The organism is Desulfonatronum thiodismutans (assembly GCF_000717475.1).
GTDB lineage: Bacteria > Desulfobacterota > Desulfovibrionia > Desulfovibrionales > Desulfonatronaceae > Desulfonatronum > Desulfonatronum thiodismutans.
This window is the reverse complement of sequence record NZ_JPIK01000005.1, coordinates 21,823-43,382: the sequence shown is the minus strand read 5'-3', so window position 1 is coordinate 43,382 and position 21,560 is coordinate 21,823. Positions and strand designations below refer to the sequence as shown.

Below are 21,560 nucleotides of genomic sequence, written 5' to 3'. Positions count from 1 at the left end.
TGACGGCCTCTCGACGGCCCTGGCCCACGTAAACCATGTCGACGTTTAGCCATAAATATTTGCACTCAAGGAGAAGAACATGAAGCTGAGCAGAATTTTCATTCTGCTGTCCGCCGGATTTTGTTTCCTGGCGGTGGGCACCCTGATTCTGAGCATCAACAGAATCATGGAACAGGAAATCACGACTCAATACGAACAAAAGGCGGACATGATTCTGTTCAGCATGAAGGCCGTGCGCAGCCATATCGGCTCGGTGGTCCGTCCCGAGGCCACGCGCATTCTCGGCCCGGACGAGTTCGTGGTGGAATTGCAGTCCACCTCGTACGCCGCCAACCGGGTCTTCGAGGTCATGCCCGAGGACCGCAAGTATGAAATCCAGTTCCGGACCCCATCCACCAAACCCATGAACCCCAAGAACAAGGCCACCCCGGTGGAGGCCGAACTGATCGAACTGCTGGACCGGATGCACCTTGCCGGAGAGAAAGAGCTGGAGTGGCGCGGCGTCCGGCAGGTAAACGGCGTGGACCACTTCATCATCGCCCAGGGAGCGGTTAACGCCGCAAGCTGCATTCCTTGCCATGCCGCACCCGAGGATGCCCCCCTGTCCATGCAGCAGCGCTATACCTTCGACTATCCGGCCAGGCTGGAAAACCGGGTGGAAACCGCGGAAATCGTCTTCATCCCCATGTCCTCCATCTATGCCACCATCGCCGCGGCCAACCAGGTCTTTTTCCCCTTGGGCGCGGCGGGCCTTCTGGCCATCGTGGTCGCCGTGTACCTGCTGTTCTCCCGGCTGATCAGCAATCCGCTGGGCCGCTTGCAGGCGTACTCCCTGGCCGTGGAACAGGGCAACCTGGACAAGGAAATCAGAGGAAACTTCCGCGGCGAACTGGCCTCGCTCAAACAGTCCGTCCAGGGCATGGTGGGCAAGCTCAAGGAAAAAATTCTCGAAGCCGAAGACAAGTCGCGGGAAGCCGAAACCGAGTCGCGACGGGCCATGGAGGCGGCCCAGGAGGCCTTTGAGGCCAAGCAGAGGGCGGAGCAGGCCAAGGACGAAGGCATTCAACACGCCGCGTCCAGCGTCGAGACCATCGTGGATCGGCTGAACGAATCACTGCACGAGCTTTCCACCCAGGTCCGGCATTCCGCCCAGAGCGCGCAGGGCCAGAACGAACGGGTTTCCGAAAGTTCCACGGCCATGGAGGAAATGAACGCCACGGTCCTGGAGGTGTCCAGAAACGCTTCCAATGTTGCCGGTCGGGCCGATGAGTCTCACAAACAGGCCCTGCAGGGCTCGGAGATCGTCCAGAAAGCCGTCGAAGCCATCGTCAAGGTCCAGCATCAGGCCGAATCGCTGCGCGACAATCTGGGCGGACTCGGCAAGGAGGCGGAAGGCATCAGCAACATTATGAACGTGATTGAGGACATCGCGGACCAGACCAACCTGCTGGCCCTGAACGCGGCCATTGAGGCGGCTCGGGCCGGAGACGCCGGACGCGGTTTCGCCGTGGTCGCGGACGAGGTTCGGAAGCTGGCGGAAAAGACCATGCATGCCACCAAGGAGGTCGGCCAAGCCATAGCCTCCATCCAACACGGCACGAAAACCAACATCCAGGCCATGGAAAACGCCGTGGCCGTGGTCCATGAGGCCACGGAACTGGCCAAGAAGTCCGGCCAAGCCCTGGAGCAGATCGTCACCCTGGTCAGCGCCGCTGCCACGGACGTCCACTCCATCGCCACGGCCACGGAAGAACAGTCCGCGGCCAGCGACCAGATCAAGGTCAGCCTGGAGGACATCAGTCGCCTGTCCTCGGAAACCACCGAAGCCATGAACCGCTCCGACCAAGCCATCCGGGAACTGCTGGACCAGGTCCGGATGCTGCACAACCTGGTCAAGGACATGACGGAAGAACGCTAAAGACAACCACGGGTGGCCGGGCTGAAGTGATCAGCCCGGCCACCCGTCGAGATCGTTCGTCCGCGACTTTTGCGGCATACTCGCCGGGAGCACAAAAAAAGGCCCGACGTCCGCGTAGAAAACACGGATGTCGGGCCTTTCGGTCTTCAAAGCGGCAGGGTGGCGCTACATAAACGCCTCGCAACTGCCGGGCAGGGGGAAGCCGCTGTGGAGGCAGATGGATTCGCGGGAAGCTTCCCGGACGTCGTAGGCGACCATTTCCGTGACCATTTCCGGAAAGCTGATCTCCGGGGTCCAGCCCAGCTTTTCCCGTGACTTGGTCGGGTCTCCCAGGAGGCTTTCCACTTCCGTGGGCCGGAAGTAGCGGGGGTCCACGGACACCAGCACGTCGCCCTCGGCAAAGGCGACCTGTTTGCCGATGCGCTCCAGGCAGGATTGGATCACCGGGGAGGGCTCGTATTTGGCGACGATGCCCTTTTCGTTCAGGCCCTCTCCTTCCCAGCGCAGTTCAATGCCCACTTCCCGGAAGGCCAGTTGGCAGAACTCCCGCACCGAATGCTGTTCTCCCGTGGCGATGACGAAGTCTTCGGGCTGGTCCTGCTGGAGGATCAGCCACTGGGCGCGGACGAAATCCTTGGCGTGCCCCCAGTCCCGCAACGCACCCAGGTTGCCCAGGAAAAGATCCTTTTCCAGGCCCAGGGCAATCCGGGCCGCGGCCCGGGTGATTTTCCGGGTGACGAAGGTTTCCCCGCGCACCGGGGATTCGTGGTTGAAAAGGATCCCGTTGCAGCCGAAAATGTTGTAGGCCTCGCGGTAATTCACCGTGATCCAGAAAGCGTAGAGCTTGGCCACGGCGTAGGGGGAACGGGGATAGAACGGCGTGGTTTCGCGCTGGGGCACTTCCTGGACCTTGCCGTAAAGTTCCGAAGTGGAGGCCTGATAGAAACGGGTCTTGTCCGTCAGGCCCAGGAGACGGATGGCCTCCAGCATCCGCAGGGTGCCCAGGGCGTCGGCGTTGGCCGTGTATTCCGGGCTCTCGAAGGAGACCTTGACGTGGCTCTGGGCCGCCAGGTTGTAAACCTCGTCCGGTTGAATCTCCTGAATGATCCGGGTCAGGTTGGTGGCGTCGGTCAGGTCCCCGTAATGCATCAGGAAGCGGACGTTTTCCTCGTGGGGGTCGCGGTAGAGATGGTCCACCCGCTGGGTGTTGAACAGCGAGGAGCGACGTTTGACGCCGTGGACCTCGTAACCCTTTTCCAGCAGAAATTCGGCCAGATAGGCTCCGTCTTGACCGGTTATGCCGGTGATCAGTGCTTTTTTCATCGTGCTGTGGTCTCCTTATCGTGATGTCGCCCGAGGACTTGGATGAATCGGGACGGCTTTCCAGTCCATAGCGGATTGAGGATTGCAGGGCAACTTTGAATGGTTTAGGGAATCCGGAAGCGTGCGCCCGATACGCGCACCGGCTTTTTCACCCGACCGACCTTCAACCCTGCCCCCTCCATGCCCGAAATCCACGCCCAACGCCGCGAAAAGCTGCGTGAAAAGCTCAAGAATGCCGGACTTCCGGCCCTGCTGGTTTCCAGTCCGGCCAACCGATTCTACCTCAGCGGCTTCGAACTCCACGACCCGCAATGCAATGAAAGCGCGGGCATGCTGGTGATCGCGGCCAGCGGCGAGGACTGGCTGCTCACGGACCCGCGCTACGAAATCGTCGCCGGCAAGGTCTGGCCCAAGGAACGGCTGTTCATCTACACCAGCCCCAAAATCAAACAGATCCGTGAATTCCTGGCCGGTCTGGGCCACCGGCCCCTAGGGTTCGAGGCCAGGGCCCTGAGCGTTGATCTCCACGGGGAGCTTTCCGAAGAAGTGGCTTTCATGCCGACCACGAACGTGGTGGAACCCCTGCGGCTGGTCAAGGACCCCGGGGAAATCGCCCTGCTGGAGGCGTCGTGTCGCCTCAACCACGAGGTCTTCGCCCTGGTCCCGGATCTGCTGCGTCCAGGACGCACGGAACGGGAGATAGCCTGGGGCATGGAAAAGCTGTTCCGGGAACGCGGGGCCGAAGACCTGGCCTTTCCGACCATCGTGGGCGTGAACGCCAACGCTGCCCAGCCTCACGCCGTGCCCAACGACACCCCGGTCCGGGACGACTGCCTGGTGCTGGTGGACGCCGGAGCCCGGCTGGGGAACTACTGCTCGGACCAGACCCGGACCTTCTGGGCGGGGGAGCGCCCCTCGGACCCGTTCAAGCGGACCATGGACCTGGTCCGCGAGGCCCAGGACCGGGCCATCGCCGCCATCCGTCCGGGCGTGCCGGTGTGCAGCGTCTATCAACTGGTCAAGGATTTCTTTCGGGACCACTTCGTGGACGAGCGTTTCAACCACGGCCTGGGCCACGGCATCGGCCTGGAAACCCACGAAGGCCCAAGCCTGAGCCCCCACGACACCAAGACCATCCTGGCCCCGGGCATGGTGGTCACCGTGGAGCCCGGCCTGTACTATCCGGACTGGGGCGGCGTCCGCTGGGAATACATGGTCCTGGTTACGGAGGACGGGTGCCGGGTTTTGTAGGACGGACGTGAACTGAAGAAACAGGGCCGATCCTTTTTCCTATAACCATCATTTGCGTGAAAAAACATGAACCAATACCATCCGCGTTTCCCACTCCTTCTTTTCGGCCGACGATTACTCCTGACCGTCTTGATCACCTTGCTCCTGTCCGCCTGCCTGGCCGGAGGAGCGGACTCGGACGAGCACATGGAAACCAAGATCGGGCAGATGCTGTTGATCGGCTTTCGCGGCCTGGAAGTGGACGAAACCAGCCCCATTGTCCGGGACATCCGGGAGGGGCGGGTCGGTGGCGTGATCATCTTCGACTACGACGTGGCCCTGCGCAGCCCGGTGCGCAACGTGGCCTCGCCGGAGCAGCTCGAAAAACTGGTAGCGGACCTGCGCGCCGCGAACCCCAGGACGCCGTTATTCGTGGCCATTGACCAGGAAGGCGGGCGGGTCAACCGGCTCAAGGAGCGGTACGGCTTTCCGCCCACGGTCTCCCAGGGCTGGCTGGGCGAGCAAAACGACCCAAGCCTGACGGGCGAATACGCCCATCGGACCGCGAAGACGCTCTCCGGGCTGGGAATCAACGTCAATCTGGCTCCAGTGGTGGACGTGAACGTGAATCCGGACAATCCGGTGATCGGCAAGCTGGAACGCAGCTTTTCCGCGGAACCGCATACGGTGGCGGTTCACGCCGCCGCGGTGATCGCCGCGCATCAGACCGAAGGCGTGCTCACGGCCCTCAAACACTTTCCGGGCCACGGCAGTTCCACCACGGACTCCCACCTGGGCTTCACCGACGTGACCCGGACCTGGTCCGAGAAGGAGCTGGAACCGTACCGGGAAATCCTGCGCACCACGGGCGCGGACATGATTATGACAGCCCACGTGTTCAACGCCCGCCTCGACCCGGACTGGCCCGCGACCCTCTCCCCGGCCACCATGCAGGGTCTGCTTCGCAATCAGATGGGCTTCCAGGGCGTGATCATCTCCGACGACATGCAGATGCAGGCCATCACCGACCACTACGACCTGGAAACCGCCCTGGAGCAGACCATCCTGGCCGGGGCGGACGTGATCATCTTCGGCAACAACCTGGTCTACGACAAAAACATCGCCCAAAAGGCCGGCGAGATCATCCTGAACCTGGTCCGGGAAGGACGGGTGCCGGAGTGGCGCATCCACCAGTCCTACACCCGGATCATGCATCTCAAATCGCGCCTCGCCGCCAGGGGGAACACGGAGTGCAGGCTCTGCGACGCCTATTGAGCCCGGTCGCGCAACCTTTTGCCCCCAGGCCCGCGATTCACCATCAGCACCCGATCAAGCCATGAGAATCAACGTCGGCATCTCCGAGATGCGCGTGACCAAACAACCCGGAGTGATTCTCGTCACTCACTCCCTGGGCTCCTGCATGGGGCTGGCGGCCTACGACCCGGTCTTCAAGGTCGCCGGGCTGATTCACTGCCTGCTTCCGAAACCCTCCGGCAACAAAAAGGCCTCGGAAAATCCGGCTATGTGCGTCAGCACCGGGGTCCCGGCCATGATCCGGGAAATGTACGCCCTGGGCGCCCAGCGCCAAAACCTGGTCCTGAAAGCCGCCGGGTGCAGTCGAATGATGAACGTGCTCAACCAGTTCAACACCGGGCTGCGCAACCAGGAGGTCTTGCTGGCCCTGCTGGAGCACAACGGCCTGAAGCTCGCGGCCGGTGAAATGGGCGGGAGCGTCCCCAGGACCATGTATCTGCTTGCGGATACCGGCCGGGTCCTGATCCGGTCCAAACGCGAGGAACGCGAACTATGATCAAGCGCAAGATCATCCTCTCCCAGATCACCCGGGTACCGGTGCTTTCCAGTGCCGTACAGGAAGGCATGCGTCTGTTGCGCGACCCTCAGATGGACATGGGCGCCCTGGCCAATGTCTTACAGCATGATCCAGGGATTACCGCCAACATCCTGCGGCTGGCCAACACCCCGTATTTCGGCTCCATGAGCCGGGTGAACAATCTTCGCGACGCCGTGGTCCGCCTCGGCGCGAAACGGGTTTCCCAGCTCCTGCTCACCGTGGCCGTCACTCCCCGGATCAGCGGGGAATTGGAAGGCTACGATCAAGCTCCCTGCACCCTTCTGGAACAATCCCTGGCCATTGCCGTGGCCTCGGAACTCGCCGCCGCCGAATTGGGCATCGACGCTCCGTCGCACACCTTCACCGCCGGACTGCTGGCCAACATCGGCAAGATCGTGCTGAGTCAATTTCTGGAGAACGAATACGAGCAGGTCAACGCACTGGTAGAGTGTGAGAACGTCTCCTTCGAAGAAGCCGAACGCCGCATTCTGGGAGCGAGTCACGCGGAAATCGGGGCCGAACTGCTGGCCTCCTGGAACCTGCCCGAGGAGATCGTGCGCGTGGTCCGCCATTTTCGCGCCCCCGAATCCTGCCCGGAACGGGACGTGGCCCTGGATCTCGTCCACGTCGGCTCCGCGGCCGCCGCCATGACCGGCATCGGCCAGGGGCTGGACGGCATGCAGTACCCTGTTTCCGAGGCCGTGGTTGAACGTCTGGGACTGACCGAAGCTCAGGTCCGGGAGGTGCTGGTCAAACTCCTGGAGCACGTCGCCAAACTTAAGGAAGTATTGCCGAAGTGCGAGAAGAAGACGTGATTTCCCGTCGCCGCTTCCTGGCCGGAGCCGCGGCGTTCGCCGTCTCCCTGCCTCTCACCGCCCCGGCTCGGGATCAGTCCGAGGAAACGCTTTCCGCCGACTTGACCGTCGGCCTGGCTCTCGGTTCCGGCGGGGCCAATGGCTTGGCCCATATTCCCATGCTCGAAGTCTTCGACGAGCTGGACATCGTCCCCAAGATAATCGCCGGAACCAGCATCGGAGCCGTGATCGGAGCCCTCTACGCCTCCGGCCTTTCCGGGGCGGACCTGCGTCGGTTGGCCTTGGACTTCGCCTCCGAGGACAGGCACATCATGAGTACCCTGATCCAAGGCAGCGCGGGATTGAGCCTGCTGGACCTCATCCGGCCCGACCTGGACGACGGAGGACTGTTGGACAGCCAGGGGTTTCTCGATTTCCTGCATGAAAAGGTCCGCGTTTCCACCTTCGAGGAGCTGGCCGTCCCCCTGATGGTCGTGGCCGCGGACTACTGGAAGCGGGAACAAGTGGTTCTGGACCAGGGGCCGCTGATCCCGGCGATCAAAGCCAGCATGGCCGTTCCCGGCCTGTTCTCCCCGGTGGAGCTGGACGGTCGGCTGCTGGTGGACGGCGGCACGGTGAACCCGTTGCCCTTTGACCTGCTCCACGATCGGTGCGACCTGGTCGTGGCCGTGGACGTTTCCGGCGGAGCGGCGGAACCAACGGAACCAACCGAGGACAAACCCGACGCGCTGGACTCCCTGTTCAACACCTTTGAAATAATGCAGCGGGCCATCACCGCGGAAAAGGTGAAAAACCGCGAGCCCCACATTTTCATTCGCCCGGAAACATCCGGAGTCCGTCTGCTGCACTTCCACAAGGCCGAGCAGATTTTCACACAATCCGAACCCGCCGCCCAAGAGCTGAAAGCCGTCCTGCGCCGGCACCTTTCAGGCGAGTCGTAAGCGTACCTGCTTTGCTGTTGGGGGCTTCATGCCTCGAATGTCCGGACCGGATGACAAACAGGCCAATATGTGATTGGAAACAGAACCGCTGAGCGCACGGCGGTTCGTTTGCTTGGAGACGTCACCAAAGAAGAGGAGCAAGCCATGCTGGCTATTTTGGATTACGAGGCAGGGAACCAGACCAGCGTCCGCAGGGCGTTGGATTTTCTGGGCATCCCGTGCGCGATCACCGCGGAGCCGAACGCGCTGCTGCAAGCGGACGGGGTGATTTTCCCCGGCGTCGGCGCGGCTGGCCAAGCCATGACCGAACTCGGCGACAAGGGGCTGGACGCCGTGCTCAAGGAAGTGGTCCGTTCGGACAAACCGCTTCTGGGCATCTGCGTTGGCTGCCAGATTCTGCTGGACTACAGCGAGGAAAACGACACCAAAACCCTGGCCATTCTGCCCGGCGAGTGTCGCCGCTTCGATCCGACCTGGAAGGACGAGGACGGTCGGAACCTGATCATCCCGCACATGGGCTGGAACGGTCTGCGCCGCAAGCAAGAGTGCGTCCTGTTGGACAATGTCCCCGACGAAGCGGAGTTCTATTTCGTGCACAGCTACTTCCCCGTGCCGTCGCCGGAACTGGTCCTGGCCACGACCTTCTACGGGCAAGAGTTCGCTTCGCTTTTCGGCAGGCCCGGACTCTGGGCCACCCAGTTCCATCCGGAAAAGAGCGGCCGCCCCGGCCTGACCCTGCTCGCCAACTTCCATAACTACTGCAAGGAGGCGGCCCATGCTCAGTAAGCGGATCATCCCCTGCCTGGACGTCCGGGACGGACGGCTGACCAAAGGCGTGAAGTTTAAGGGCAACGTGGACATCGGCGACCCGGTGGACATGGCCAGGTTCTACTCCGACGAAGGGGCCGACGAACTGGTCTTCTACGACATCACGGCGTCCAGCGAGGGCCGCGGCATCATGCTCCGGGTGGTGGAGGAGGTGGCCTCCAAGACGTTCATTCCCTTTTCCGTGGGCGGCGGGATCCGCAACGTCGCGGACATGCGGGCCGTGCTCCTGGCTGGCGCGGAGAAGATCTCCGTCAACTCCGCGGCGGTCCGCGCTCCGGAGATCATCTCCCAGGGCGCGGCGGCCTTTGGCTCGCAGTGCGTGGTGGTGGGCATGGACGTGCTCAAGGTGCCCGCCACGTCGGATATCCCTTCCGGTTACGAGGTGGTGATTCACGGCGGGCGAACGCCCACGGGGATGGACGCCCTGGCCTGGGCCAAGCGGGTCCAGGAACTTGGCGCGGGGGAAATCTGCCTCAACTCCATCGACGCCGACGGGACCAAGGAAGGATATGAACTGACCCTGACCCGGCTGATTGCCGAGTCCGTGTCCATCCCGGTGATCGCCTCCGGCGGAGCGGGCAAACCCGAGCACATGGCCGACGCCTTGACCCAGGGTCTGGCCTCCGCCGCCCTGATCGCATCCATCGTGCACTACGGCGAGTACACGATTCGGGGCATCAAGGATATCCTGGCGAACCAGGGGATCAAAGTCCGTCAGATTTGGTGAGAACGCCTCCGGGCTGTTCTAAAAAGCCGCCAAGACGCTAAAAAAGCTCAAACCCGAAGCGNNCGCTTCGGGTTTGAGCTTTTTGCGGCGACGCCGCAATTGGGTGTTTTTCAACGGAGTGCTCTATTCGGTGTCCTCATCCGGCATGGCGTCGTAGGTCCCGCCCCGGCCTCCGGACTTGTGAATCAGGCGGCAGGGACCGATGACTATGTCCTTCTGCACGGCCTTGCACATGTCGTAAATGGTCATGGCGGCCATCTGCACGGCCATCAGGGCCTCCATCTCCGCCCCGGTGCGGTCCGTGCAGCGGATTTCCGAGTCGATCACGATCCGTTGCCGCTGGACGTCCACGGCGAACCGCAAATCCACGTAGGACAGATTCAGGCCGTGGCACAAGGGGATCAACTCCGCGGTCTTCTTGGCCGCCATGATCCCGGCGATCTTGGCCGTGGCCAGCACGTCGCCCTTGGGCAGGGCCTTGGCCATGAGCAGGTCCAGTGTCTTGGCGGAAAGCACCACCTCGCCCCGGGCCATGGCCAGCCGCTGGGTCTGCTCCTTGGTCCCCACGTCGACCATGGTCAACTCGCCTTCTTCGGTCAGATGCGAAAATTTATCGTCCATCGCCGTTATCCTTTGACCGCGTCCTTGGCCTTTTCAAAAAAACGTTTGACCTTCTTCATGGGCCGATCCTCCTCCAGGCGGGCGAACTCCCGAAGCAGTTCCTCCTGCTTGCCGGTCAGCTTGGTGGGGGTCTTGACCTGAACTTCCACCAGCAGATCCCCGCGCTGGGTACTGCCCAGATGGGGCAGGCCCATGCTCGAAATCTGAAAAACATGCCCGCTCTGGGTGCCCCTGGGAACATCCATGGGCACCGGCTCATCCAGGGTAGGCACCTCGATGCGCGCCCCGAGAGCCGCGTCCACGAAGCTGATGTCTTTTTTGACCACCAGATTCTGGCCCTGGCGCCGGAAGACCTTGTCTTCCTCCACGTGGACGACCACGTACAGATCGCCCGGAGGTCCGCCGTGCAGGCCCGGTTCGCCTTCGCCGCGCAGCCGCAGGCGGCTGCCGTTGTCCACCCCGGCGGGGATGCGGACTTTCAGTTCCCTGGTTTTACGGGCAATCCCCCGTCCATGGCAGGCCCGGCAAGGAGAGGTGATAATTTCCCCCTGGCCCTGACAAACCGGACAGGTCACGGCCAGACGGAAAAAGCCCTGATTCTGGATCATCTGCCCCTGGCCGCCGCAATGCTTGCAGGTCTCGGGCCGGGTGCCCGGGGCCGCGCCGGAGCCTTCGCAGTCACCACAGACTTCATTGCGCGGAATCTGGAGTTCGACCTCCGTTCCCTTGGCCGCGTCGCGAAACGCCAGGGTTAAATTGTACCGCAGGTCCGCGCCGGCCTGAGGGCGTGGCCCCCGGGAGCCGAACCCGAAAAACTCGCCGAAAATATCGCTGAACGTGGAAAAAATGTCCTCGTTGCTCCGGAAACCCTGGAAGCCGGAGTTGTTCAGCCCTTCGTGGCCGAACCGGTCGTAGTGGGCGCGCTTTTGCGGATCGCGCAGCACTTCGTAGGCTTCCGCGGCCTCTTTGAAACGTGCTTCCGCCTGCGGATCATCCGGATTGCGGTCCGGATGATACTTCATGGCCAATCGGCGGTAGGCCTTCTTGATCTCGTCTTCCGCGGCGTCCCGAGCCACGCCGAGAACGTCGTAAAAATCCTTGCGACCAGCCATGATTACTTCGTCAGGCCGACGATGCCGGCTTCCTTAATGTCCTCGGCGGGCAGCACCTTGCCCGCGGCAATTTCACGCAACGCGGTGACGATTTCCTTGTTGTCGCTCTCCACAAGGGAATGGTACCCCTTGCGGTACTGCTGGACCCGCTTGATGGCCATCTGCACCACGAGAAATCGATTGTCCACCTGCTGCAAGCAGTCTTCCACGGTAATCCTGGCCATACGTCCTCCCTCAGCGAGCTGCGCAAGCTGATCTTTGAATTCGCAAAACTTTACTTTTTACCAATAAAGAAAATCGGCGTCAACGCTTAGACAATATCCAAAAAACTCCCTCCGGAGCAACGGAGGTTCATTCGAAAGTCGCGAAGCCTGTCCAGCAGGCCTACAATTTTCAACAACGCGAAAAAGGAGCGGCAAAAAACCGCTCCCTGATCTCGTGTCTCATCGCTCTTCCTGCAGATACATCTCCCGCAGGGCCACCTTGTTGGTCTTGCCCACGCTGGTCTTGACGATAGCCTCCACCAGGCGGACCTTGACCAGCACCGCTTCCTTGGGCAGCACGCCCTTGTCCACGAAGCTCTTGACGTGATGGGCCACGGCCTTTTCCGACAGCGCGACGCTCTGCCTGGCCACGACCAGGGCCAAGGGCGTTTCTCCCCAACGCAGGTCCGGCTTGCCGATCACCGCGGCTTCGGCCACGTCCGGATGGCGCAGGATGATGTCCTCCAGCTCCAGGGAACTGAGCCATTCTCCGCCGACCTTGATCACGTCCTTGGTCCGGTCCGTGATCCGCAGACTGCCCGAGGCGTCGCGGCAGGCCACGTCTCCGGTGTTCATCCAACCGTCGGTCCACAATTTTTCCGAATTGCGCTCATCCTTGAGATAGGACCGCGTCAGCCACGGGGCGCGGACTTGCAGGGCTCCGGGGGTTTTGTCGTCGTCGGGCGCTTCCCGGTCGGCGTCGTCGACGCGGCGCAGCCGGACCAGGGGCAAGGGACGGCCGGTCCGGGTGCGCAGGGCGATCTGGCTTTCCTGGTCCTGAAGCAGTTCGGCGTCGGACAGGTGGGTCAGCGTCAGGATGGGGCAGGATTCGGACATGCCGTAGCCCGTGAAAACGTCCACGCCCCGGTCCAGGGCCGCCTTGCACACGGCCTTGGGCAGGGCCGCCCCGCCGACGACCACCTTCCAGCCCGCCAGGTCATAGCCCGCGCATTTGGGATCGGAAAGCAGCATGTGCAGGATGGTCGGCACGCAGTGGCTGAAGGTGACCTTCTCCGTGCTGATCAGCCGGGCCAGAACCTCGGGAACGTACTTACCCGGATAGACCTGCTTCACTCCGAGCAGGGTCGCCATGTAGGGGATGCCCCAGGCGTGGACGTGGAACATGGGCGTGATGGGCATGTACACGTCCTCGCGGTGCAAGCGCCCCTGGGTGGCATTGGAACTCAGGGCGGCCAGTCCGGCCAGGGTATGCAGAACCAGTTGCCGATGGCTGAAAAAGACGCCCTTGGGCAGGCCCGTGGTCCCGGTGGTGTAGAAGGTGGTGGCCCGGGTGTCCTCGTCGAAATCCGGAAACTCGGCCAGCGGCTCGGCGGCGGCCAGCAGGGCCTCGTACTCGCCGGACAAAGGCAAGGCGGTCTGAGGGGGTGCGTCGTTGTCCGTGAGCAGAATATACTCTCGCACGGTGTCCAGCCGTCCCTTGATCTGCTCCAGCAGGGGCAGGAAGTCGGCGTTGACCAGAATGACGTCGTCCTCGGCGTGGCCGATGGTAAAGACCATCTGCTCCGGGGAAAGGCGGATGTTGATGGTGTGCAGCACCGCTCCGATCATCGGCACGGCGTAGTAGCATTCCAGGTAACGATGGCTGTCGTAGTCCATGACCGCTACGGTGTCCCCGGGCTTCACCCCCCGGGCCAGCAGCATCCCCGCCAGCCGGGCCACCCGCTCGTAAAACCCGGCGTAAGTAAAGCGACGGGATTCGCCGTAGACGATTTCCTGGTCCGGATGATTCTGGACAGGGGCCTGGAAAAGATTCTTGATCAGCAGTTGCTGTGATGGATGCATGGTTCTTCCTTGGGGTTGATTGTTATCCGGGCGACGTTATTTACCCATGACTCGCTTGGTATGCTTGCGTTTTCATGACATTGATGAAATATGGAACTAATCAGAATGATTGAGCATTGCAATCAAATTACCGCATATTCGTCATTCATGCCGAATGATAAGACATTCACAATAATATCAAGATGTAAACTCACTCCGAAAGAGCTCTTATGCGCCAAACAATCCTGACCCTGACCGCGGAAAGCAGTGAGGAAGCAACGGCCATGGCCGTGAACGATTTCCAGTGCCCTCCGGAAAGTGTCGAAATTACCGCGCTTGAGGACGGTCGGTTCAAGGCCGAGCTGCTGGATCATGATGCTGATATCAAGGTTACAATCTCTCCGGAAAAAATGAAGGCCACCATCATCGACTCCCTACCGGCAAAGGGCAAGGGGAGCCCCCTGAGCCTGGAAGGTCTGTTGAAAAAACTCACCGAGGCCGGAGTCCGCATTTCCCCGGACGCGGATGTTGCCGTGCAGGTGGTGGAACAACTCGCCCATGGATCTGATGTCGCGGGGACGGTCCTTGCCAAAGGGACTCTTGCCCGTCCGGCCAAGGACGCATCCATCGAGCCCCTGGGGGACTGGAATTTCCCGGTTTTTCCCGGAGACGCCATTGCCGGATACGTCCCCCCATATGCCGGCAAAGCCGGTCTCCTGGTCACCGGAGAACAGGTCTCTCCTCCCGCGGGCGCCGGGGAGGCGGACATTGTCATTGCCAAGGAGAACGGATGCAGCCTGGATCGGACGGCATCCATGATCATTGCCGAGCAGTATGGGCTGCCAAGCATCGAAGACAACAGGGTCAGCGTCCAAGGGCTTTTTTCCTTTGTGGACAAGAACATGGCCATCAAGGCTACGATTTACCACCGCACTTTCAGGGACGAACCTACAGAGGTTCGTCATTTCCAGGAGGCTCTGCAACGGATGCAGGTCACGGCCCCGCTCCAGGAAGAATCCGTGCGCAAAGCCGTGGCCAAGGCCAAGGAGCGTGGAGCGCCCGTGGAAAACGTCATCCTCTGTTGGGGCAAGTTACCCAAAGAGGGCGTTGACGGAAGCTTCGAGCCGACCGTGATTTCCACCCCCGACGCACTGGGCCAGGAAACCGCCGACGGCAGGATCGACTTCCGGGCACGGGCCATCGTTCGTTCCGTGAATGAGGGCGACATCCTGGGTCGGTTGATTCCCTCTCAACCAGGGGAGCCGGGCATCGACGTGTTCGGGAAAACCGTGCCGGTCAAAGAACGTCGTCCCTTCACCCTGTTGGCCGGAGAAAACGTTCGCTGCTCCCAAGAAAGCAACGAATATTTCGCTACGGCCTCCGGCATGGTCTTTTTTCAGGGCAACACCCTCAAGGTTACGGAAGTCTTCGAGACCAAGGGCGACGTCAACCTGGAAGTGGGCAACATCAAGTTGGAACGGGGGTCGGTCAACATCCGCGGTTCCGTGCCGTCCGGCTTCCGGGTGGAGGCGCCCGGCAACGTGGTGGTCAAGGACGTGGTCGAGAACGCCGTGATCATTGCCGGCGGCGAGGTTCAGGTGGGGTGCGGCATTATCATGGATCAGGGAGGGAGGGTGGAGGCCGGCGGCGGAATATCCGCGCTGTATGCCCAAAACGCCGTGCTCCTGGCTCAAGGTGACGTGAATATCGCCCACGAAATCAACAATTGCAAGGTTACCGCCAAACGAAACATCATCGCCACCGAGGGAAGAGGCAAGATCATCGGCGGCATTCTGCGGTGCGGAGAAGGAGTCCTGGCCAAGGAAATCGGCTCGCCCGCCGGAGTGGAAACCCAGATTTATCTGGGTGCGGGCCGCGTAACGGAAGTCAACATGGAGCGCAAAAAGGAACTGGAGGAGACCCTGCAAAAAGTCTACAACTCCCTGGGTTCCGGAGATATCAAGAGCATCCTGGAAAGAGCTCCGTCGCACAAACGCCAAATTGTGGCCGAGGTGCTCAAGGCCAGGGTGCGATGTGAGCAGGAGCTTTCAGAGATCGAACAACAAATCCGCGAAGAGCGGGAGAATTTCCGTACTGATATTAACCTGCGAGTCAAGGCGCAGAAGATTATTCACCCGGATGTCATCATCCTCTGCTTCACGGCGAGCTACAAGGTCGCCACTCCCCTTGTCAGCCCCACCATCTACTACGATTCTCAACAAAATCGACTTGTTCTGGCATAACAGCAGAGTGGAATGCGTACTTGCACCCTCGTCACAACGATCATACCCACTGATTGCTCAAAAACCGTCCGGTCCGCCGCCTGAATGCTTAGGCTCGGCGATACGTAGCAAGCGGTTTAGTCGTAAGAGGCTCGTTTTGAGCGCTCGAATATACACTCAGGGCAGTAACAGTGACCAAAATCAGTCCCATGCCGAATATCTGCTGTGAGGCCAGGGTTTCATTTAAAATCAACACGCCGAATAGCGAAGCGGTGGCCGGCTCGACCATTGCCACAATAGACGCTACCGTCGGTGTCGTATGTTTCAAACCGACGATATAGAGAATAAACGACAAGCCTGTGCCAAGCACCCCCAAGACCACGAACAGTGGCCAACTCGGCGCTTTCAGTACTGCCAGGGCTTGATCGGCATCGCTCAGCCACATAAGTATGATTGTAAGAACAGCTAGGGCTATCACAAGAATTGCTTGTGGGCTGCCGTGGGGTGCCGCATACTTAAATCCGAAGATGAATACCGCATAGAACAAGCCGGAAAGCAACCCGGCACCGGCGGCGATGGGTGTGACCTCACCCGCTTCGCCCTCATAGATGCCTGTGAGCAGCACCACGCCAAACATTACCAGAGCGATAGCAACCCACTTGAACAGAGCCGGTCTTTCGAGTTTGAGTGTGAAGGAAACGAGATAGACGAACACGGGTGCACAGTACATCAGGGTCACCGCAACCGCGACACTGCCCTGCGCGATGCTCACTAAATAAAAACCCAGGTTGCCAGCTACGCCCACACCGGCAATCGCCGACCAGAACCACAGTCGACGACTTGTTAGTCCACTGCCGCGCGGACGAATCGATAGCCATACGATAACGACCAAAAACCCGATGGCACCCCAGTAGAACGACACCACAACCGGATCCCAGCCCTGGGCCGTAAGGATGCCGGCGATCCCGCCTGATAGTCCCCAGCATAGCGCTGCAAGTGCCACGAAAGACGTACTCAGCCCACCATTCTGTTTGATAAAAATAACCTCTCTGAAGTAGCTCATTTCCGGATGGAAACGAGCATTTTTTTCTTTTGGGAAGGAAGTCAAGCAATTATGCTGAAGGCCGCATCGAAGGAGCTCCGTCAAGCAAACGCCAAATCGTGGCCGAGGCGGCCAAGCCCAGGAGGGTGCAATTACCAGGAGTTATTGAGCAGTTCCGGAATTCCTTTTCAGACTGCCCTGAGACTGTTCAGGGGGCGTTCAAGGGGTGAACAAATGAAAAGCTGGTTCCCGCCCCTTCCCCGGAAGTGAAGAATACCTTGCCCCCCAGAACCGTCTCCCCGAAAAGCTTCATCGAATACGTTCCAATGCCCCTGCCGGATTGTTTTTTCGTACTGTAACCGCGCTGAAAGATGCGCAAGGCGATTTCCGAAGGGATCACCGCCGCGTTCCAGACGGTAAACACGACGGCCTCGGGCTGCTGCTCCAGCGACACGCTCACCTCGCCCCCCTCCTCGGTCGCCTCCAAGGCATTGAGAACCATGTTCAGCAAGATCCGGTACAGCGCCGCGCCGTCGGTTCTGAGTACGATCCGCGGCAAGGCCTCGGGAAATCGCACCACCCTGCCCCGGGCCGCCTCATGGTTCTGGAAGAAACCGCGCAGTTCGACAAAGAGACGCCCAAGATCGCACTCCGTCCACCTCGGGGCATAGGAGCATGTCCCGGAGTCGAACAGCGCCTTTTGCAGAGCGATCTCTCCGGCCAGCCGGACGGAAGATTGATGGATGATTTCGCTGAGCTGAGACGGGCTTTTCATGTGCAGCAATTCCCCGGACTGGACGAGCATGGTCAGCATGTTGTTGACGTCGTGAAAAAACGCCCTGGCCAGCGCCGCCTGTTGCTCCTGGACCGTGACGTCCTGGAGAAAGAGCAGAATGTACACCTTGGAATTGATGCGGATCGGGTTGGCCCGGACCTGGAGCAGCAATTGGACCGGCTCGCCCCCTTTTTGAGCCGTCAGGGCGCATTTCCTCTCAATGGGGACTTCCTGCTCCAAACAGGCGACAATGGCTATCGCCGCCCCGCAGGAGGAGCAGTACCTGCCGGTTCCGCAGCCGCCGGGGCCATCGTCGGCATGCAGGCAGTTCAGCGCCTCACCGGGGCGCAGGCCAAGGGCCGTCTCCGGATCATCGATGCCCAGCAGTTTGAGAAAATCGGTGTTGATGGAGATGATCTGCCGGTGGCTGTTGAGTATCGCGATCAGGCCGCCGATATTCGTCAACAACCCGGTCATCACCGGGTTGTTGCTGACGATCTCGATATCCAGCCGCAGTTCATCGTCGCCCGCCCGCCCAAGCGCGGCGAAAAACGTTTCCTCATCATTTTTGACTTTCTTCTCGATCATCATGATTGCCCTGAATATCACTGTTGTGATCCGACATGTCCCGGCCGCTGCAAAGGCTGGACATGAGGGAGTTCATTTTTTCGCCGTATACCGACCGGCTTCCGCGAAAAAGGTTATATCCGAATATCCCGCATGAACCTTTCCTGAATGCAAAACGCCGGCGGGAATAGAATAAATATCGCCTTTCCTGAATTGCTTTTTTACACCGTCGATGGTCAATTCGATGACACCGCTCAAAACAAAACCAACTTGCGCCGCATGTGAATGTTCCGGCAAATCAGCATCCATTTCAAACTGCATGAATATCAGTTGGTGATCAGCGGCTTGCGACAAATACGCCGTGATGCCGTCGATGGGTATATCAGCTTCGGGCAAAGCTTTGATCGGAGGGGGGAAAATGTTTTCCAATTCTTAATCTCCTCCTCTACAGAGTTCAACGCGTTGCATGCGCTTCGGCTGGACGAGCCAAGTCTTACGCCGTAGCTTTTGCAAGCTCTCTGACCGTGTAGCCATCAAGCGCACGCCACGCCGCACCGTCCGAGCGCTCAATGGTTTGACCAGGAACGATACTTTGATTTGTCCAGGCTGGGTTACCGATCGCCATAGACAATATCCCGAAGGGATATCTCAATCGATTCGGCATCGTCTACAGAGATTTTATCGGGGAACGACATAAGCATCAGATGCAATGGACTGCCACCAGCCTGTAATGGAGGCTGGATGTGATGGTGCTGGTTCAGATGGAATCCCAATCGTTCATAAAATTTGATTCTTCTGAGAGTTGTATCATCCACTGGCGGTTCCACTTCGAGAACCACATTTCTTCCAGACTGGATCAAATTGTTCATCAGAATGGAGCCGATACCACGCCCTCGGCCTGTTTCGGCAATGGCAATGTGTTCAACAAAATAATATCCGCCTATATCCCAATAGGCGATAAAACCCATCATCCTGTCAGCCTCAGAATAGAAATCCACTGCATATTCTTTTCTTGTAAGTACGGCTAGTTGACCGGCACGATCTCTTTTCTCGCACTCCGGAAATGATTCAGAGTATATTTCCCAGAATGATTCGAATTGTTCATCAGTCATGATTTATCTTCGTCGCCATAGTGGCTGCGCCATATCTACGGTTTGCCGCGGAACGGGGTCAAGTCTGCTTTGGCTCGCAAGTGTTTTTTCTGCGAATCCACTTTTCTCCGAAGCGCCTTTTCCTTCTTCAGCCTGGATTGGAGGCGGAGCAGGATTCTGCTGACCGCACGGTAGGTCCGTATCCAAATGCCTCCGCGATACAAGAAAGTGTATCGCCACGAAGCGATCTGAAGAGCTGGATCTCGACGACGCGATCCGCTCCATGCGGTTATGAGTTGTACTCCATCAATATTTCAATATGTCCAGTGTGTTCGTCAGCGCTTTCCTTGATGGCCTTGAATCCACATTTCCTATAAAACCGAATGCCTTGCTCATTTTCACGATATACGGTCAGACTCAATTTCTTTCTCAGCGATTTAGCTTTACTCATCAACTGCTGCCCAATGCCTTTACCCTGGGCATCAGGAGCAACGAACATCGCCGCTAACGAATCTGCATGGAGCGAAAAAAAGCCCCTAATGGTTCCGTTCTCTGAAAAGACGTATGTATCGGAATTCGGAATATATGTTTCACGCATATCATCAACACGTGATTCCCAAAATTCTTTTCCAACAAAACGATGTGCCCGGATTGAGGCTTCCAGCCAAATATGCAAGACATCTTCCATGTCCGATGATTTAAAAGGACGTATCATGTTGTTCATTCATTTAAAGTCATTACGTTCGCAGCACTCGCTTGTCGCGTGTATTGATGCACGTTTTTGTTATCCCATTACGGCTAACGTGCCGGATGGACGCAGTCAGCCCTGAGGCACTTCTGGTGGGGAGCATTAGGAGTTTGTCCTCTTCCCAGAGTTTTTTGCCACAGACGAGAAAGGCAGACAAAGAAGGACTTTTCCCCAGTCGACTTGGCTGGTGAAAAACACTTCGCGCCGCGGGCGCAGGCAGCTGTTTCAGCCCATTGTTTTTGTTAATGGGCTGAAACGTTCTTCCGTCTGCCTTGGTCGTCCTGCATGGTCTAGCGAAGCGGGTGGCTAAATAATCCCTGTATTTCAAATGCTCGTGGGTCAACGATCCCGCGGGACAAACACCTAATGCTCCCCTTCGGGTGGAGCGCTCGACGCGGAACCCGTAGTCGACTCCGAGGTTTTGTTGGGTGAACGTCGTCACCCGATGATTGTCAGTGCAATCCACGGTACAATGTTGAAGACGAATATGAAAATTTTGTACATGCCAATGAATGAGTAGATAACCGCATTGAATGTTTCCCGAGGCATAGGAAACCACTTGCCGTGCATTCGATAAACGAAATCTCCGCCGAATCCAAATGCTACGACCAGAAACGTTATCACCAGAAACATCACGTTCAGGATGGTGCACCACATGAAAAACTGTGTCAGCAATTCAATATTCATTTCGTTCTCCTTTATTCGCCTAAATCCGCCATCATGCGCGGCTTTGTAGTGAAGGCGAAGCTACTGTCCGAAGATATTTGTAATTACCGGCCCCACTTCAGACCGCACCAGCCCGATCCCGGCGTGATCATGTTCGCCGTGTCGCCAACCCGGTGCGCCGTGCCGCCGCCAACTGGCGCTCGTCCGCGGAGGCGAACAAATCCGCCTTCCACTCCAGGGCACAGGCGACATGCAACGCATCCATCGCGCGAACCGGGTTCGTTTCCAGTACGTGAACCGCGGCGGCCAGCACGGAAGGGGTCAACTGAATGATGTCCGCGTCGCGGACGTCAGCCAGTAATTGCTTCTTGACCACAAGGTACTGCGCCCTGGACAACTTGTTTTCACGGAGACGCCGGTTCAGCGCGGAGATGATTTCGGGCACGCAGATGACGCTCAGCCCGAGTTCGGATGCATCAAGGCAGATGGATTCAACCTGCTCGCTTCCATCCTCCTCGATGAGCCGTTCGGCAAAGGCGGAGGAATCAAGAAACGTTTTCATACTCTCGCTCAGCCAGAATGGCCGTGGAGAGCGCGGCCCCTTTCGTGCTCAACCGCAAGGCCGGACGCTTCCATGAAGGCTCAGCGGCGTCGGTGGATCGGATTGGAGACACCTCGGCAATGGGTTTGCCGTGCCGGACTACCACGATTGTCTCGCCGTTTTCCACGCGGCTGAGCATGCCCGAAGCATGGCTCCTGAATTCGGTCAGGGAGACTGTTGTCATGATGCACCATCCTTTTTGTACATTTCTGTACAGTTTTTTGTGCACATGTCAACGAACAAACCGGCATCTTGGGTGAGGGGGAGTGAAGTGGAGCCCTTCTCGATCAAAACTCAGACAGGTTTCATGGCCGAGCCGACGCTTTGAGCGCCAAAAGAAGATATTCACGAACAAAAGGAAGAAGGGTTAAGTCGCCCTTGCCCCACCAGTATTCATATTCTTACCGAAACCACCCTTCTCCAAAGCGCTTTCCTT

The 21,560-nt window shown here is 59.1% G+C and carries 22 protein-coding genes; 9 read left to right on the top strand and 13 right to left on the bottom strand.

Features of this window, described 5'->3' with window-relative positions; all coding sequences use genetic code 11:
* Positions 1 to 79: 79 nt before the first annotated feature.
* Positions 80 to 1,918, top strand: a complete 1,839-nt coding sequence (locus tag GY33_RS18950; RefSeq protein ID WP_035271187.1) for a methyl-accepting chemotaxis protein — start codon at positions 80 to 82, stop codon at positions 1,916 to 1,918.
* Between the two features lie 165 nt (positions 1,919 to 2,083).
* On the opposite strand, the gene gmd is transcribed toward GY33_RS18950, so the two are convergent.
* Positions 2,084 to 3,241 (bottom strand): GDP-mannose 4,6-dehydratase, encoded by a 1,158-nt coding sequence (gene gmd / locus GY33_RS0103505; protein WP_031386007.1) that lies wholly within the window; start codon positions 3,239 to 3,241, stop codon positions 2,084 to 2,086.
* A gap of 180 nt (positions 3,242 to 3,421) precedes the next feature.
* Here gmd and GY33_RS0103500 point away from each other — a divergent pair, with 180 nt between their 5' ends.
* The 7 genes from GY33_RS0103500 to hisF all read left to right on the top strand — a co-directional run bounded on the left by GY33_RS0103500 (position 3,422) and on the right by hisF (position 9,634).
* A complete protein-coding gene (locus GY33_RS0103500) occupies positions 3,422 to 4,492 on the top strand; it encodes a M24 family metallopeptidase (protein WP_031386006.1) in 1,071 nt (356 codons plus the stop codon).
* Positions 4,493 to 4,558: 66 nt separating this feature from the next.
* Positions 4,559 to 5,746, top strand: coding sequence for a glycoside hydrolase family 3 protein (locus GY33_RS0103495; RefSeq protein WP_051822254.1), 1,188 nt, complete (start codon positions 4,559 to 4,561; stop codon positions 5,744 to 5,746).
* Positions 5,747 to 5,807: 61 nt separating this feature from the next.
* Positions 5,808 to 6,281, top strand: coding sequence for a chemotaxis protein CheD (locus GY33_RS0103490; protein ID WP_031386004.1), 474 nt, complete (start codon positions 5,808 to 5,810; stop codon positions 6,279 to 6,281).
* A complete protein-coding gene (locus GY33_RS0103485) occupies positions 6,278 to 7,138 on the top strand; it encodes an HDOD domain-containing protein (protein WP_031386003.1) in 861 nt (286 codons plus the stop codon). Before GY33_RS0103490 ends, GY33_RS0103485 begins: the two co-directional genes overlap by 4 nt.
* Positions 7,120 to 8,079: a patatin-like phospholipase family protein gene (locus GY33_RS0103480; protein ID WP_200874828.1), complete on the top strand. Its 960-nt coding sequence runs from the start codon at positions 7,120 to 7,122 to the stop codon at positions 8,077 to 8,079. The genes GY33_RS0103485 and GY33_RS0103480 overlap by 19 nt, the downstream gene beginning before the upstream one ends.
* A gap of 144 nt (positions 8,080 to 8,223) precedes the next feature.
* Positions 8,224 to 8,865 (top strand): imidazole glycerol phosphate synthase subunit HisH, encoded by a 642-nt coding sequence (gene hisH, locus GY33_RS0103475; protein WP_031386001.1) that lies wholly within the window; start codon positions 8,224 to 8,226, stop codon positions 8,863 to 8,865.
* Positions 8,855 to 9,634, top strand: coding sequence for an imidazole glycerol phosphate synthase subunit HisF (gene hisF, locus GY33_RS0103470; protein ID WP_031386000.1), 780 nt, complete (start codon positions 8,855 to 8,857; stop codon positions 9,632 to 9,634). The genes hisH and hisF overlap by 11 nt, the downstream gene beginning before the upstream one ends.
* A gap of 123 nt (positions 9,635 to 9,757) precedes the next feature.
* Here hisF and moaC read toward each other — a convergent pair whose 3' ends face one another.
* From moaC to GY33_RS0103450, 4 genes are all read right to left on the bottom strand, one after another.
* Positions 9,758 to 10,255, bottom strand: a complete 498-nt coding sequence (gene moaC, locus GY33_RS0103465; protein WP_031385999.1) for a cyclic pyranopterin monophosphate synthase MoaC — start codon at positions 10,253 to 10,255, stop codon at positions 9,758 to 9,760.
* A gap of 5 nt (positions 10,256 to 10,260) precedes the next feature.
* Positions 10,261 to 11,367 (bottom strand): molecular chaperone DnaJ, encoded by a 1,107-nt coding sequence (gene dnaJ, locus GY33_RS0103460; RefSeq protein ID WP_031385998.1) that lies wholly within the window; start codon positions 11,365 to 11,367, stop codon positions 10,261 to 10,263.
* A gap of 2 nt (positions 11,368 to 11,369) precedes the next feature.
* The gene (gene rpoZ, locus GY33_RS0103455) at positions 11,370 to 11,591 is read right to left on the bottom strand and encodes a DNA-directed RNA polymerase subunit omega (protein ID WP_031385997.1); all 222 of its coding nucleotides are present in this window, start codon (positions 11,589 to 11,591) and stop codon (positions 11,370 to 11,372) included.
* 219 nt (positions 11,592 to 11,810) lie between these two features.
* Positions 11,811 to 13,433 carry a long-chain fatty acid--CoA ligase gene (locus GY33_RS0103450; RefSeq protein WP_031385996.1) on the bottom strand — a complete coding sequence of 541 codons (1,623 nt, stop codon included), beginning with the start codon at positions 13,431 to 13,433 and terminating at the stop codon, positions 11,811 to 11,813.
* 209 nt (positions 13,434 to 13,642) lie between these two features.
* On the opposite strand from GY33_RS0103450, the gene GY33_RS0103445 reads away from it, so the two are divergent.
* Entirely contained in the window at positions 13,643 to 15,655 is a 2,013-nt protein-coding gene (locus GY33_RS0103445) for a FapA family protein (RefSeq protein WP_031385995.1), read from the top strand.
* Between the two features lie 88 nt (positions 15,656 to 15,743).
* On the opposite strand, the gene GY33_RS0103440 is transcribed toward GY33_RS0103445, so the two are convergent.
* From GY33_RS0103440 to GY33_RS0103405, 8 genes are all read right to left on the bottom strand, one after another.
* Positions 15,744 to 16,742: a DMT family transporter gene (locus tag GY33_RS0103440; RefSeq protein ID WP_235185452.1), complete on the bottom strand. Its 999-nt coding sequence runs from the start codon at positions 16,740 to 16,742 to the stop codon at positions 15,744 to 15,746.
* Positions 16,743 to 16,884: 142 nt separating this feature from the next.
* Positions 16,885 to 18,042 (bottom strand): sensor histidine kinase, encoded by a 1,158-nt coding sequence (locus GY33_RS0103435; RefSeq protein ID WP_084184757.1) that lies wholly within the window; start codon positions 18,040 to 18,042, stop codon positions 16,885 to 16,887.
* Positions 18,043 to 18,111: 69 nt separating this feature from the next.
* Positions 18,112 to 18,447, bottom strand: coding sequence for a cupin domain-containing protein (locus GY33_RS0103430; RefSeq protein ID WP_031385992.1), 336 nt, complete (start codon positions 18,445 to 18,447; stop codon positions 18,112 to 18,114).
* 182 nt (positions 18,448 to 18,629) lie between these two features.
* Positions 18,630 to 19,130, bottom strand: coding sequence for a GNAT family N-acetyltransferase (locus GY33_RS0103425; protein WP_051822252.1), 501 nt, complete (start codon positions 19,128 to 19,130; stop codon positions 18,630 to 18,632).
* Between the two features lie 268 nt (positions 19,131 to 19,398).
* The gene (locus GY33_RS0103420) at positions 19,399 to 19,833 is read right to left on the bottom strand and encodes an N-acetyltransferase (protein WP_200874827.1); all 435 of its coding nucleotides are present in this window, start codon (positions 19,831 to 19,833) and stop codon (positions 19,399 to 19,401) included.
* 462 nt (positions 19,834 to 20,295) lie between these two features.
* The gene (locus GY33_RS0103415) at positions 20,296 to 20,544 is read right to left on the bottom strand and encodes a DUF6868 family protein (protein WP_031385989.1); all 249 of its coding nucleotides are present in this window, start codon (positions 20,542 to 20,544) and stop codon (positions 20,296 to 20,298) included.
* 127 nt (positions 20,545 to 20,671) lie between these two features.
* Positions 20,672 to 21,085 (bottom strand): type II toxin-antitoxin system VapC family toxin, encoded by a 414-nt coding sequence (locus tag GY33_RS0103410; protein ID WP_031385988.1) that lies wholly within the window; start codon positions 21,083 to 21,085, stop codon positions 20,672 to 20,674.
* Positions 21,069 to 21,308 carry a type II toxin-antitoxin system Phd/YefM family antitoxin gene (locus GY33_RS0103405; protein ID WP_031385987.1) on the bottom strand — a complete coding sequence of 80 codons (240 nt, stop codon included), beginning with the start codon at positions 21,306 to 21,308 and terminating at the stop codon, positions 21,069 to 21,071. The genes GY33_RS0103410 and GY33_RS0103405 overlap by 17 nt, the downstream gene beginning before the upstream one ends.
* Between the last annotated feature and the right edge of the window lie 252 nt (positions 21,309 to 21,560).

Excerpts from the sequence above, each read along its gene's own strand:
- moaC (WP_031385999.1), bottom strand. The coding sequence starts at position 10,255 with ATGGACGATAAATTTTCGCATCTGACCGAAGAAGGCGAGTTGACCATG.
- GY33_RS0103415 (WP_031385989.1), bottom strand. The coding sequence starts at position 20,544 with ATGAATATTGAATTGCTGACACAGTTTTTCATGTGGTGCACCATCCTG.
- GY33_RS0103420 (WP_200874827.1), bottom strand. The coding sequence starts at position 19,833 with ATGAACAACATGATACGTCCTTTTAAATCATCGGACATGGAAGATGTC.
- gmd (WP_031386007.1), bottom strand. The coding sequence starts at position 3,241 with ATGAAAAAAGCACTGATCACCGGCATAACCGGTCAAGACGGAGCCTAT.
- GY33_RS0103485 (WP_031386003.1), top strand. The coding sequence starts at position 6,278 with ATGATCAAGCGCAAGATCATCCTCTCCCAGATCACCCGGGTACCGGTG.
- GY33_RS0103435 (WP_084184757.1), bottom strand. The coding sequence starts at position 18,042 with ATGATGATCGAGAAGAAAGTCAAAAATGATGAGGAAACGTTTTTCGCC.
- GY33_RS0103425 (WP_051822252.1), bottom strand. The coding sequence starts at position 19,130 with ATGACTGATGAACAATTCGAATCATTCTGGGAAATATACTCTGAATCA.
- GY33_RS0103490 (WP_031386004.1), top strand. The coding sequence starts at position 5,808 with ATGAGAATCAACGTCGGCATCTCCGAGATGCGCGTGACCAAACAACCC.
- GY33_RS0103445 (WP_031385995.1), top strand. The coding sequence starts at position 13,643 with ATGCGCCAAACAATCCTGACCCTGACCGCGGAAAGCAGTGAGGAAGCA.
- dnaJ (WP_031385998.1), bottom strand. The coding sequence starts at position 11,367 with ATGGCTGGTCGCAAGGATTTTTACGACGTTCTCGGCGTGGCTCGGGAC.
- GY33_RS18950 (WP_035271187.1), top strand. The coding sequence starts at position 80 with ATGAAGCTGAGCAGAATTTTCATTCTGCTGTCCGCCGGATTTTGTTTC.
- GY33_RS0103410 (WP_031385988.1), bottom strand. The coding sequence starts at position 21,085 with ATGAAAACGTTTCTTGATTCCTCCGCCTTTGCCGAACGGCTCATCGAG.
- hisF (WP_031386000.1), top strand. The coding sequence starts at position 8,855 with ATGCTCAGTAAGCGGATCATCCCCTGCCTGGACGTCCGGGACGGACGG.
- rpoZ (WP_031385997.1), bottom strand. The coding sequence starts at position 11,591 with ATGGCCAGGATTACCGTGGAAGACTGCTTGCAGCAGGTGGACAATCGA.
- GY33_RS0103500 (WP_031386006.1), top strand. The coding sequence starts at position 3,422 with ATGCCCGAAATCCACGCCCAACGCCGCGAAAAGCTGCGTGAAAAGCTC.
- GY33_RS0103495 (WP_051822254.1), top strand. The coding sequence starts at position 4,559 with ATGAACCAATACCATCCGCGTTTCCCACTCCTTCTTTTCGGCCGACGA.
- hisH (WP_031386001.1), top strand. The coding sequence starts at position 8,224 with ATGCTGGCTATTTTGGATTACGAGGCAGGGAACCAGACCAGCGTCCGC.
- GY33_RS0103450 (WP_031385996.1), bottom strand. The coding sequence starts at position 13,433 with ATGCATCCATCACAGCAACTGCTGATCAAGAATCTTTTCCAGGCCCCT.
- GY33_RS0103405 (WP_031385987.1), bottom strand. The coding sequence starts at position 21,308 with ATGACAACAGTCTCCCTGACCGAATTCAGGAGCCATGCTTCGGGCATG.